Genomic DNA, 11,996 nt, shown 5'->3' with positions numbered 1-11,996 from the left:
ATAGTCAAATATTCGTTAACAAAAATCATCAATAAATTATAGGAGAATACAATGGATGTTGAAGCAAAGGTAAAAGAGATCATTATTGATAAACTCGGTGTTGAAGAATCTCAGATTACTCCTGAAGCATCATTCACAAATGATTTGGGTGCTGATTCATTAGATATCGTTGAATTGGTAATGGGTTTTGAAAGCGCATTCCAGATTTCAATCCCTGATGAAGATGCTGAGAAAATCGGCACTGTTGGAGATGCTATCAACTATCTTAAATCAAAATTAGGTTAAGGATTTAGTCGGGATTTTATCCCGACTAAATCTCTAATCTCGCTTTTATGGAAAAGAGAAGAGTTGTTGTAACCGGAATGGGAGCTGTTACTCCCATTGGTATTGGAGTAAAAGAATATTGGCAGGGCTTAATTGAAGGAAGAAACGGTGTTGACCTCATTACTCATTTCGATGCTTCAAATTTTGATACAAAATTCGCCGCAGAAGTAAAAAATTTTAATCCCGAAAATTACTTTGATAAAAAAAGTATAAAGAGACTTGATCCATTCACTCAATTCGCACTTGTTTCTGCACAAGAAGCAATTGATGATTCGGGATTAAATCTGGATAAAATTAACAAAAATAGGGTTGGGGTAATCTTTGGAAGCGGCATCGGTGGAATTGAAGCACTCAAAACTGAACACTTTAAATATTTTGAAGCTAAAAATCCAAATGTTATCAGTCCATTCTTCATCCCGATGATGATTGCTGATTTAGCCGCAGGTCAGATCTCAATTAAGTATGGCTTTAAGGGACCTAACTACGCCACCACTTCAGCCTGCGCAACTTCATCGCACGCTATAGCTGATGCTTTTATGTTAATTCAAAGAGGAAATGCCGAGATTATGGTCACCGGTGGTAGTGAAGCTTCAGTTTCAGAAATGGCAATCGGTGGATTTAATTCTATGAAAGCACTTTCAACCTGGAATGACAGATATAAAGAAGCATCCAGACCTTTTGATAAAGACAGAAACGGATTTGTAATGGGTGAAGGTGCAGGTACTCTTATTCTTGAAGAACTTAATCACGCTTTGAGTCGTGGTGCAAAAATTTACGCAGAACTTGCAGGAATCGGATTAACTGCTGATGCTTACCATATCACTGCACCGGCGCCTGGCGGAGAAGGTGCTGTAAGGTCTATGAGAGAAGCTATTTTTGATGCTGGCTTAAGTCCGGAGGATATTGATCATATCAATGCACACGGAACATCTACTCCATACAATGATGTAAATGAAACAAAAGCAATTAAAACAGTATTTGGTGAACACGCTTATAAGTTGGTGGTTAATTCTACAAAATCTATGACAGGACATTTACTTGGTGCTGCAGGAGGAATTGAAGCAATTGCAACAGTGCTTGCAATTTTTAATGATTTAATTCCACCCACAATAAACCTGACCAATCCTGATCCTGAATGTGATTTGAATTATTCGTCATTAAAGGCAACTAAAAAGACTGTTCGTGCTGCAATCAGTAACACATTTGGTTTTGGCGGACATAATGCATCTTTGCTTTTTAAAAAATTTGAGGAATAATCTTGGACGGAATATTCTCCCGCATTAAAAAAATTTTCAGAAGGCGGGTTACTCAAAAGAATAAATTATCCAAAAGACTTCTCACTGCTCAGCAATTCTCTGACCTCGAAAAAATTATTGGCTATCCTATTAAAGATCAATCTCATTACATTCAGGCACTTATTCACCGCTCTTTTCTTGAAGAACTTGATGAAGATGATGCTTCAAATGAGCGACTTGAATTTCTTGGCGATGCTGTATTAAGCCTGATAACTGCAGAATATTTATTCCATCTTTATCCGGATAAAGATGAAGGATTTTTAACTAAAGTTCGGGCAAAAATTGTTAACAGAAATTCACTTGCTGAAAGTGCCGAAGAAATTGGTCTCGTAAAATTTTTATTGATCAATCAGAACCTTTCGAACACATTTTCAAGAGGAGCTAAAACAGTTTTATCGGATGCTTTTGAAGCTTTGGTTGGTGCGCTTTATCTCGATCAGGGTTTGGATGCCTGCCGTGTTTTTATTCGTAAAGTTTTGATTGATCCTATTGTTGAAGCAGGTGAACATTTGGTCGATGAAAATTATAAAAGTCAGTTACTTGAATATGCTCAGGCGAATAAACTTGAATTACCGAATTATAAAGTAATAAAAGAAGAAGGTCCGCAGCACGAAAGAACCTTTACTGTTCAGGTTAGTGTTGGTGATAAAATAGTTGGAATCGGAAAAGGAAAAAATAAAAAATCAGCTGAGCAGAATGCTGCACAGAAGGCAATGGAAAAGATACTTAAATCACAACAGTAATTTTCCCACTTTAGATTTGAATCAGTTTCAATTTTTATTTGTTTAATTTTGTAATGATTATTAAAAATTTCTAACATTTTATACAGAGAATTTTATGAAACACTTTGAACATCCCGATAAATTTGAATCCCGTCATATCGGACCTTCGTTTGATGAATTAAATCAGATGGCAATTGAATGTGGTGCACAATCAGTTGATGACTTAATTGATCAAACAGTTCCTAAAAATATCCGCTTAACCAAACCTTTAAACATTGGCGAACCGCTTTCTGAATTTGAGTACATCAAAAAATTAAGAGAGCTGGCATCAAAGAATAAAATCTATAAGACTTATATCGGAATGGGTTATTATCCTACAATTCTTCCATCCGTTATAAGAAGAAATATTCTTGAAAATCCCGGTTGGTACACACAATACACTCCTTATCAGGCAGAGATTGCTCAGGGAAGACTTGAAGCTTTATTAAACTTTCAAACTGTTGTCGCTGATTTAACAGGTTTACCAATCGCTAATGCATCACTTCTTGATGAAGGTACAGCAGGGGCAGAAGCTATGATAATGTTTCATAACCTTAGGAAAAAAGACAAACTAAACTCACATAAATTCTTTGTTTCACAAGAGCTTTTTCCACAGACGATTGATGTAATAAAAACAAGAGCAAAGTTGTTAGGAATTGAATTAATTATTGGTGATCACAAATCGATTCAACTTAATAATGATTACTTTGCCCTGATAGTCCAATATCCTTCGGATAGCGGTGAAATTTATGATTACTCTGATTTCTTTAAACAAGCTGACTCTCTTGGAATTTATAAAATAGTTGCTGCTGATATAATGAGTCTTACATTACTTACTCCTCCGGGGGAATTTGGTGCTGATTGCGCAGTTGGTTCAACACAAAGATTTGGAGTACCAATGGGTTATGGTGGACCTCATGCTGCTTTTATGTCAACTAAAGATGAATTTAAGAGAAACATTCCGGGAAGAATAATAGGCGTCTCGATTGATGCTCAGGGAAATCGTGCTTTGCGAATGGCTCTGCAAACCAGAGAACAGCATATCAAAAGAGAAAGAGCAACAAGTAATATTTGTACTGCACAGGTTCTTCTTGCAGTTATGGCAGGAATGTATGCAGTTTATCACGGTCCGGAAAGATTAAAGAAAATAGCATCAAGAATAAATAATCTTACAAAATTTTTATCCCAATCTCTCAAACAACTTGGCTTCGAACAGAAGAATCAGAATTATTTTGATACGATTACTCTATTAACAGACAAGAGTCTTCAAAATAAAATTCACACCGAAGCATTAAAGAAAGAAATTAACCTTCGATACAATAAAGATTTCAGTATTGGAATCTCAATATCTGAAGCGACAACTTTTGAAGATGTGATTGAACTTATTGAAGTGTTTGCCAATGCGACAGATAAAAATTTCGAAGTTCGTGATGTTAATGAAAATGATTATGAAAGTTATAATTCATTTCCTGCAGCATTAAAAAGAAAATCAAATTATCTCACTCATCCTGTATTTAATTCCTATCATTCTGAAACTGAGATGATGAGATATATTAAAAGATTAGAGAATAAAGATCTTTCGCTCGTTCATTCAATGATTCCGCTTGGTTCCTGCACGATGAAACTAAATGCTGCTACTGAAATGCTTGGCGTTACTATGCCTGAATTTTCTGAGCTTCATCCATTTATTCCTGAGGAGCAGGCACTTGGTTATAAAGAATTATTTAACGAACTTGAAAAAGACTTAGCTGAGATTACAGGTTTTGAAGCTGTATCACTTCAACCAAATTCCGGTGCACAAGGTGAGTATTCCGGTTTGTCTGTCATCAGAGCTTATCTTGAAGATATTGGTCAGGGATATCGCAATGTAACTTTAATTCCTTCTTCTGCACACGGAACAAATCCCGCAAGTGCTGTAATGGCAGGAATGAAGGTTGTAGTAGTGAATTGTGATGCACACGGAAATATAGATGTTGATGATCTCAGGAAAAAAGCAGAAGCAAATAAAGATAATTTAGCTGCTTTGATGGTTACATATCCTTCTACTCACGGAGTATTTGAAGAATCAATAAAAGAGATTTGTGAAATCATTCATCAGTATGGTGGACAGGTTTATATGGATGGAGCTAATCTTAATGCTCAGGTTGGTTTAACAACTCCGGCATTTATTGGTGCCGATGTTTGTCATATAAATCTTCATAAAACATTTTGCATTCCGCATGGTGGTGGTGGTCCGGGAATGGGTCCAATTGCAGTTGCAAAACATCTGGTGCCATTTTTACCAGGACATTCAGTTGTGAACATCAACAAAGAAAAATCAATTCATTCTGTTTCATCGGCTCCGTGGGGAAGTGCGGGTATTTTGATTATATCTTATGCTTATATTAAAATGATGGGAAGCGAAGGATTGACTAATGCTTCTAAAGCTGCAATAGTTAATGCTAATTATATCAAAGCTAAACTTGAAAAGTATTTTCCTGTACTTTATTCCGGATTGAATGGAAGAGTTGGACACGAATTGATTTTCGATATGCGTTCATTCAAACAATCTGCTCATGTTGAAGTTGAAGATATTGCAAAAAGATTAATGGATTATGGATATCACGCTCCGACTGTTTCATTTCCTGTTCCGGGGACTTTGATGGTCGAACCAACTGAAAGCGAATCAAAAGCTGAACTCGACAGATTTTGTGAAGTTATGATTTCAATCAGAGAAGAGATAAAAGAAATCGAAGAAGGCAAAGCCGATCCAAACAACAATGTTTTGAAAAATGCTCCTCACACTTTGCAAATGCTTATCTCAGATAAATGGAATTATCCTTACAATAGAGAAAAAGCAGGTTATCCGTTAAAGTGGACAAGACAAAGTAAGTTCTGGCCTTCTGTTGCGAGGGTAGATAATGCTTATGGTGACAGAAACCTTGTTTGCAGTTGCATTCCTGTTTCAGAATATGCTGAAGAGAATTTAGCAAATTAAACTTTAAGGGCTGTCTTCGGAATTATATTTAATTTCGGAACAGCCTATTTTTATGTTTAAAATATTAACTTAAGAATTTCTTCTTTTGATATATTGAAGAAACAAAGAATTAATTAATAATTATTCCTGATTATCTGAACTAAAAAATTTGACTAAAATTATAGCAAAATATTTTTTGGCATTTCTATTCTTTAATGGAGTAATTACTGCTCAAATACCTGATTCACTGGTTTATCAAACTTCATTTCCTTTCGTAGTAGATTCAATAAGAATAATTGGAAACGATCAGACAGAAGATTTTATCATTAGACGTGAATTAACTTTTTCAATTGGAGATACTTTAACTCCGGAAATTATTTTTTATAACAGAGAAAGAATATACAGTCTTGGTTTGTTTGCACATGTTTATGTTAATCCATTAGTCGAAAACTCAACTAACATTCTTGAAATAAAAGTTGAAGAACGATGGTATATATATCCCATTCCCTTTGTAAACATTAAAGAAAGAGACTGGAATAAACTTTCATACGGAATTTTTTTAAGAATAGATAATTTCCGTGGAAGGAATGAGCAAATAAATGCAATCACTTCATTTGGATATGATCCGTCATTTGCGTTGAATTACTATAATCCCAACCTAATCGGTAAGGAGGACTTCTTTTTACGCGTTGGCTTTCTCTATTCGAATGTTAACAACAAAAGTCCTTCAGCAGAAATTTTATATGGTGAACCATTCAAACAAAAATTTTTCAGACCATATTTATTGTTTGGTAAAAGGTTATTGTTATTTCATAAACTTTATGCTTCAATTGCATACAATTATTATGAAACCGAAAAGTATTTTGACGGAATAAACATATCAGGAGAAAGAATAGACAGATTTCCTGAGTTACAACTCGGTTATGAATTTGATTCAAGGGATTTAGTTCAATTCCCTCGCGAGGGAATTTTCACACAAGCGAGTTATTCATTAAAAGGTTTAGGCGTTAATTCAATCAATTATCAGGTTGCAAGAATTGATTTCCGTGAGTACAGGAATGTTGTTGGAAAACTTTTTTCAAAGTGGAGATTAACAGCTAGATTTACAAGCGGAGATAAAGTACCATATTATGATTATTCAATCCTGGGTTTGGATGAAAGAATCAGAGGTTACTTTACCAGAAAGTCTGAAGGCAGTCATTTTTATTTTACATCATTGGAATTTTTCTATCCGATCATCGAAGAACTTAATATTGATTTAGAGTTTATTCCTATTATTCCAAAACAACTTTTGAAATACCGGGTTGCTCTTTACTCCCAACTTTTTGGTGATGCAGGTACAGCTTTATATAAAAACAAGTCACTTAGTCTCAACCGGTTTCAGAGCGGCTATGGAATTGGATTAACATTTTTGGTTCTTCCTTATAACCTACTTAGAATTGAATACGCATTTGATAACTTTGGAAAAACAGAATGGATTTTTGACCTTGGAGTTGCTTTCTGACATAGAGCTTTTTTATTCTGAAGAAGTATCATCAGACTCAATTATACTGAGCAATGATGAGTTTCATCACTGTACAAAAGTATTCAGAAAAAAAATCGGAGATGAAATTTTTATAACTAATGGAAAAGGGAAAATTTATAATTGCACAATTGAAATAATTGGAAAGAAGGAATTAAAAGCTTTAATCAATTCATCTGTTTCTTTCGAAGAAAAATTTCCAAACTACATTTTCTGCATTCCTTTACTTCGTAACAAAGACAGGTTCAGATTTGCAATTGAAAAACTAATTGAGCAAGGAATAACCAGAATTTTTTTATTCAAAGCTCAGCGGGCAGTTGCGGAGAAAATTAACATCAATAAGTTGAATAAAATTGCAATCGAGACTATTAAACAATCTTTACAATCAATACTACCGGAATTTAAAGTCGTTTCCTCTTTGAAAGAACTTAATAATTTCAAAGGGAATAAAATAATTTTTAATCAGAAAAGTGAACTTAAATTTGATAAGAAATTTATTAATGCAAATGAACCGCACTATTTTATCTTCGGACCTGAAGGTGGATTAACTGAAGAGGAGACAGAATCGCTATTAGACAAAAACATTTTCTCATTAGCTGATAACCGATTACGTAGTGAAACAGCTATAATAAAAGTTGCATCAATTTTAACTTTATGAAAGAATTAAAAGTTATTTTTTTAACTCTCTTAATAATATTCTTTACTGCCTGCTCTGCAAGCAAAAGATTCACTTCTGACAAGGATTATGAAAACTATGAATTTAATACTCCTGATGAAGAAGGATTAGAATTTGTTGAACAAGGAATTGCTTCATATTATGCTGATGAATATCACGGAAAGAAAACTGCAAGTGGTGAGATTTACAATATGAATGATCTTACAGCTGCACATCCGAGTTTATCATTTGGAATTAAGTTGTTGGTAAAAAATCTTAAGAACAACAAGACAGTAATTGTTAGAATTAATGACAGAATGCCTGACTTTAAAGGAAGAGTAATAGACCTATCACTTGCAGCTGCAAAAAAGATTGATATGATTTCGGATGGAACTGTTGAAGTAAAAATTTATAAGTTGAGAAAATAAAAAGTCCCGATTGTTCGGGACCTGTATTTATAAAACAGATTGAACCTGTTTCCACCAGTCATTCTTGATAATATCATATTTCATTTTTTGTCTTTTATCAAGATATGATTCAACTTTGGATTGTGCTTCTTTAATTATTTCGCTTTTATCTTCAACAGATTTCGATTTAGTTATGAGTTCATTAAGCACTTTTTGAATAGAATTAGTTTGATCATCAGACAAAAGAACCTTTTGCTTTAGTGTATTAACAAGATTATTAACTGACTCTGATTTATCCTGAGCAAATGTATTTGTCAGTTGAAAAATCAAAATCAAACTGAGTATAAATAATAAGTTTTTCATTTAAATATCTCCTTTATAACTGTTCAAAAATTAAAAATAAAAGTCATTAAAGCCAATGCAATCAGCGTTCCAGAATCAGCACTCAATAATTGAGCAAAAAGCACTGCAGGAAATTCAAAAAGTAAGAAATATTCTTCTGAAAGATGGTTATTTAGTAGACGAACCGACTAAAAAACAATACAACTATGAAATCAATATCAGCAATGGAAAAGATAAGCTTAAATTTCTGGTTTACTTTGGTAAAAAAGGAATTAAGAATGTATTGCAAGGCAATCTGAACTCTGATTTTTATAAAAAGATAGATGCTCTGATTAATTCGAAATTTAACTTTCAATCCGAAGAAATAACAGAACCTGAAAACTATATCGGCTCAGATGAAAGTGGTAAAGGAGATTTCTTTGGTCCTCTTGTAGTAGCTGCTTTTGCTTTTGACATTAAAATCCGTAATGAATTATCAGACCTTAATATTAAAGATAGCAAAGAACTTTCCGATGATGATATTAGAAAAATTGCTTTTAAAATTCGCAAAAGATTTGCTGAAAGAATTTGCGTTATTGAGATAACTCCCAAAAGATATAATGAATTATATGAAAGTTTTAAGAACCTTAATTCAATTCTTATTTGGGCGCATACAAAAGCAATTGAAGAATTAAAAAAGAATTTTAACTACTCTGATTTGGTGATTGATAAATTCTGTAATGAAGATCTGATAAGAACTGAATTAAACAAGAAGCTAACAAATTATAATTTGCTTCTCGCAGAAAAAGCTGAGAGATTTTATGGTGTTGCGATTGCATCAATTCTCGCAAGAGAAAGAGTACTAAACTGGTTTGAAAAGAAAAGGACTGAATTGAAAATAGATTTGCCACTTGGTGCAGCAGAGAAAGTGAATGATGTTGCAAGTCACATAAAACGAAAATTTGGAAACGAAGTTTTAAGTGAATTAATTAAATTGCACTTCAAAAATTTTAAGAACATTTAATTGAGAACTAAAAGGAAAAGAAATAATGGCTAAAAAAAATGAAATAAGAAGAATAGGAATATTAACAGGTGGAGGAGATTGTCCCGGACTGAATGCTGTAATCAGAGGTGTTACAAAACCAGCTGAAGATTATGGAATGACGGTATTTGGAATCCTGGATGGATTTGAAGGTTTGGTTGAAGGGAAAGCCAAAGAATTAACAAACAGTGATGTTTCAGGTATCTTGGCAAGAGGAGGAACTATACTCGGATCATCAAACAAGGGCGACCCGTTCCATTGGCCTGTTGAAGTTGCAGGTAAGATAGAAATACAGGATAAATCGCAGGCAGCATTGAACAACTATAAAGCTTGGAATCTTGACGCACTTATTGCAATTGGTGGTGATGGAACGATGCACATTTGTAATAAACTTTCTCAGATGGGAATGAATGTTATCGGAGTGCCAAAAACAATTGATAATGATTTGGAAGCAACAGATTTAACATTTGGACACGATTCCGCAGTTTATGTAGTTGCAACTTCGCTCGATCGATTACATACAACTGCAGCATCTCATCATAGAGTTCTGGTTGTTGAAGTAATGGGAAGATACGCTGGTTGGATTGCACTTAATGGCGGACTAGCTGGTGGTGCCGATATAATTTTAATTCCCGAAATTCCTTTCTCGTGGGAAAAAGTTTATGCTAAGATTAAAGAAAGAGAATTAATGGGTAAGAAGTTCAGTCTTGTTTGTGTTGCAGAAGGAGCAAAACCACTTGGTGGTGATATTGTAACAAGAGGAACTGACATTAAAAGAACTGATCCTGTTCAGCTTGGAGGAATTGGAAAAGTTGTAGCTGATAAAATAGAAGAGAACACAGGCAGAGAAACCAGAGTAACTGTGCTTGGTCATTTGCAGAGAGGTGGAAGTCCAACCCCTTTTGACAGAATTCTCTCTACTAAATTTGGTGCATTCGCAATAGATTTGGTTGCTCAGAAAAAGTTTGGACGAATGGTTGCATTAAAAGGAAGTGAAATTAAAAGCGTAAGAATTGAAGATGCTATATCAAGACAAAAACTGGTAAAACCCGATGATCAGGCTGTGATAGCTGCCAGAAGAGTTGGTATTTCATTCGGAGATTGATTTGTAAATTCTGCACTTCAGAATTATATTTGGCGTGCGAAAAAAATATTTTTAATTCGTAGTTAATACGTTGACTAATGGATGTTAGAACGCCTGTCCCGACAAGTCGGGAAGGTCGCGAGTTCTTTTTTTTGTGAAATAAAATTTTAAGGGGTCGTAGTTCATCCGTTGGCTAACGGAGGTTAGAACGCCTGTCCCGACAAGTCGGGAAGGTCGCGAGTTCTTTTTTTTGTGAAATAAAATTTTAAGGGGTCGTAGTTCAGTTGGTTAGAACGCCTGCCTGTCACGCAGGAGGTCGCGAGTTCGAGTCTCGTCGGCCCCGCCAGAAAAAACCCTGTAAGTTAAATACTTGCAGGGTTTTTTATTTTCAAACATTTTTCCCTTGATTTTTTTATTATTTCCATTTTTTCTTTTCTCCTTTTTTATTGTATAACTGAATTTTTCTTCACCTCTTGTAACTTCCACACCATCAGGTATTCTGCCTGTGCGTGTTATCTAGGCTTTTATCTTTAACAAGTCTGGTTTTACGGATTCCGGGATGATATTCAACAAATCATCAGTGGCTTTCCTAAAGAACAATTCTTCATCAACATTGATTCTCTTGTCTGGTTGTTTCCGAATTCGAATTATTCCGTTTGGTAAATCAAGCGTTTTCAGATTTTCATTTTTTAGGTATAGCTCCAGTTTCCTGCTTATCCATTCAATTCTTTTAGTCAACTTTTCATTTCTCTTCAAAGCCCAGGTTTCAATTATCTCTATTTCCTGTGCTGCAGTATCGAAATTCTTCTCAATCTGTTCTTCCAGCTTTTTTATTTCAACCAGAATTAAATCCAGATGAGCTTGTTCTAACTTTTTTCTTTCTGCTCTGATTCAGCAATGAGTTGTTCTATGACTGAAATTTCTTCTGTCATTTTCTCCTTTTTCTCTTTAATTGATTGTATATAAAAGCCATCAGGTTGATCAGACATCTTGAGGCTTAAGTTATAACCGTTTTAATAAAAGTTGTTGGGATCTTCATAGAAATTTCTCCTTTTTGGTTTTTCACGAATGAATTCTTTTCTGATGATATACAGGATGCTCGAAGCTAGGCTTACGAAAATACTGAGAAGTTTGTTTATGTTTAGTTTTAGTATTGGTATAATTCTCCTTTAAAATGAATAAGCTTATTCAGTTATCTTATACCAAATAAATTATGATTTTGGGGTTAGTTTTTAACAGGTAGGGTTGTATTGTCGGCAATAGTTTTAGCAACTATAACCAAGTTAGTCATTATCCCCGATTCAAATGATTTGGACCAAGTATAAAGATTGTTATCTATGAACTCAGCAAGTTCCTCAGTTGTAAGAGAATCAACATAGTTCTTAAATTCATCACTTGCTTGATCATAAATATCCTGAAAGATGAACTCTGTTTTCCAGATTTCAGTTAATCTGAGTTTGCTTTTTGTCATCAAGTTCTACTCCTTTCTTTTTTAAGTAATCTTCGATGGCTTCATTAACCATCGTAGTCATAGGTGGTTTATTCGGTAAAGATTGTTTTAGATGATAGAGTTTTTTAACCAACTCTGATTTAATTTTAGGACTATAAGTCATAAGACCTCCTGGAAAA

General features: G+C 34.3%; 14 protein-coding genes and 1 tRNA gene. 10 read left to right on the top strand and 5 right to left on the bottom strand.

Annotated features, from left to right (window positions below):
* Positions 1 to 51 precede the first annotated feature (51 nt).
* The 7 genes from Q0X14_RS04560 (at position 52) to Q0X14_RS04530 (ending at position 7,941) form a co-directional block, all read left to right on the top strand.
* A complete protein-coding gene (locus tag Q0X14_RS04560; RefSeq protein WP_014560843.1) occupies positions 52 to 285 on the top strand; it encodes an acyl carrier protein in 234 nt (77 codons plus the stop codon).
* A gap of 47 nt (positions 286 to 332) precedes the next feature.
* A complete protein-coding gene (fabF, locus tag Q0X14_RS04555) occupies positions 333 to 1,580 on the top strand; it encodes a beta-ketoacyl-ACP synthase II (protein ID WP_297843052.1) in 1,248 nt (415 codons plus the stop codon).
* 2 nt (positions 1,581 to 1,582) lie between these two features.
* Positions 1,583 to 2,362, top strand: a complete 780-nt coding sequence (rnc, locus tag Q0X14_RS04550; protein WP_297843049.1) for a ribonuclease III — start codon at positions 1,583 to 1,585, stop codon at positions 2,360 to 2,362.
* A 94-nt stretch (positions 2,363 to 2,456) separates the two neighbouring features.
* Positions 2,457 to 5,357: an aminomethyl-transferring glycine dehydrogenase gene (gene gcvP, locus Q0X14_RS04545; RefSeq protein ID WP_297843047.1), complete on the top strand. Its 2,901-nt coding sequence runs from the start codon at positions 2,457 to 2,459 to the stop codon at positions 5,355 to 5,357.
* A gap of 175 nt (positions 5,358 to 5,532) precedes the next feature.
* Positions 5,533 to 6,840: a POTRA domain-containing protein gene (locus Q0X14_RS04540; RefSeq protein WP_297843045.1), complete on the top strand. Its 1,308-nt coding sequence runs from the start codon at positions 5,533 to 5,535 to the stop codon at positions 6,838 to 6,840.
* Positions 6,797 to 7,516 (top strand): RsmE family RNA methyltransferase, encoded by a 720-nt coding sequence (locus Q0X14_RS04535; RefSeq protein WP_297843042.1) that lies wholly within the window; start codon positions 6,797 to 6,799, stop codon positions 7,514 to 7,516. The genes Q0X14_RS04540 and Q0X14_RS04535 overlap by 44 nt, the downstream gene beginning before the upstream one ends.
* On the top strand, positions 7,513 to 7,941 hold the full coding sequence (locus tag Q0X14_RS04530) for a septal ring lytic transglycosylase RlpA family protein (RefSeq protein WP_297843039.1): 429 nt from the start codon (positions 7,513 to 7,515) through the stop codon (positions 7,939 to 7,941). Before Q0X14_RS04535 ends, Q0X14_RS04530 begins: the two co-directional genes overlap by 4 nt.
* Before the next feature lie 27 nt (positions 7,942 to 7,968).
* Here the strand turns inward: Q0X14_RS04530 and Q0X14_RS04525 are convergent, their stop codons facing one another.
* On the bottom strand, positions 7,969 to 8,283 hold the full coding sequence (locus Q0X14_RS04525; RefSeq protein ID WP_297843036.1) for a hypothetical protein: 315 nt from the start codon (positions 8,281 to 8,283) through the stop codon (positions 7,969 to 7,971).
* Between the two features lie 55 nt (positions 8,284 to 8,338).
* Here Q0X14_RS04525 and rnhC point away from each other — a divergent pair, with 55 nt between their 5' ends.
* The 3 genes from rnhC (at position 8,339) to Q0X14_RS04510 (ending at position 10,713) form a co-directional block, all read left to right on the top strand.
* Positions 8,339 to 9,265, top strand: a complete 927-nt coding sequence (gene rnhC / locus Q0X14_RS04520; protein ID WP_297843031.1) for a ribonuclease HIII — start codon at positions 8,339 to 8,341, stop codon at positions 9,263 to 9,265.
* A gap of 25 nt (positions 9,266 to 9,290) precedes the next feature.
* Positions 9,291 to 10,388 carry an ATP-dependent 6-phosphofructokinase gene (locus tag Q0X14_RS04515; protein ID WP_297843029.1) on the top strand — a complete coding sequence of 366 codons (1,098 nt, stop codon included), beginning with the start codon at positions 9,291 to 9,293 and terminating at the stop codon, positions 10,386 to 10,388.
* Between the two features lie 248 nt (positions 10,389 to 10,636).
* A tRNA-Asp gene (locus tag Q0X14_RS04510) sits at positions 10,637 to 10,713 on the top strand.
* Positions 10,714 to 10,883: 170 nt separating this feature from the next.
* On the opposite strand, the gene Q0X14_RS04505 is transcribed toward Q0X14_RS04510, so the two are convergent.
* The 4 genes from Q0X14_RS04505 to Q0X14_RS04490 all read right to left on the bottom strand — a co-directional run bounded on the left by Q0X14_RS04505 (position 10,884) and on the right by Q0X14_RS04490 (position 11,980).
* Entirely contained in the window at positions 10,884 to 11,210 is a 327-nt protein-coding gene (locus Q0X14_RS04505) for a host-nuclease inhibitor Gam family protein (RefSeq protein WP_297844720.1), read from the bottom strand.
* A 23-nt stretch (positions 11,211 to 11,233) separates the two neighbouring features.
* Positions 11,234 to 11,356 carry a hypothetical protein gene (locus Q0X14_RS04500; protein ID WP_297843026.1) on the bottom strand — a complete coding sequence of 41 codons (123 nt, stop codon included), beginning with the start codon at positions 11,354 to 11,356 and terminating at the stop codon, positions 11,234 to 11,236.
* Positions 11,357 to 11,592: 236 nt separating this feature from the next.
* Positions 11,593 to 11,838, bottom strand: a complete 246-nt coding sequence (locus Q0X14_RS04495) for a hypothetical protein (protein WP_297843023.1) — start codon at positions 11,836 to 11,838, stop codon at positions 11,593 to 11,595.
* Positions 11,810 to 11,980, bottom strand: coding sequence for a hypothetical protein (locus Q0X14_RS04490; RefSeq protein WP_297843020.1), 171 nt, complete (start codon positions 11,978 to 11,980; stop codon positions 11,810 to 11,812). The genes Q0X14_RS04495 and Q0X14_RS04490 overlap by 29 nt, the downstream gene beginning before the upstream one ends.
* Positions 11,981 to 11,996 lie beyond the last annotated feature (16 nt).

Origin of the sequence: Ignavibacterium sp., assembly GCF_025998815.1 — a bacterium.
Taxonomy (GTDB): domain Bacteria; phylum Bacteroidota; class Ignavibacteria; order Ignavibacteriales; family Ignavibacteriaceae; genus Ignavibacterium.
The sequence above is the reverse complement of the archived record's forward strand: the minus strand, read 5'-3'. Positions and strand labels throughout refer to the sequence as shown.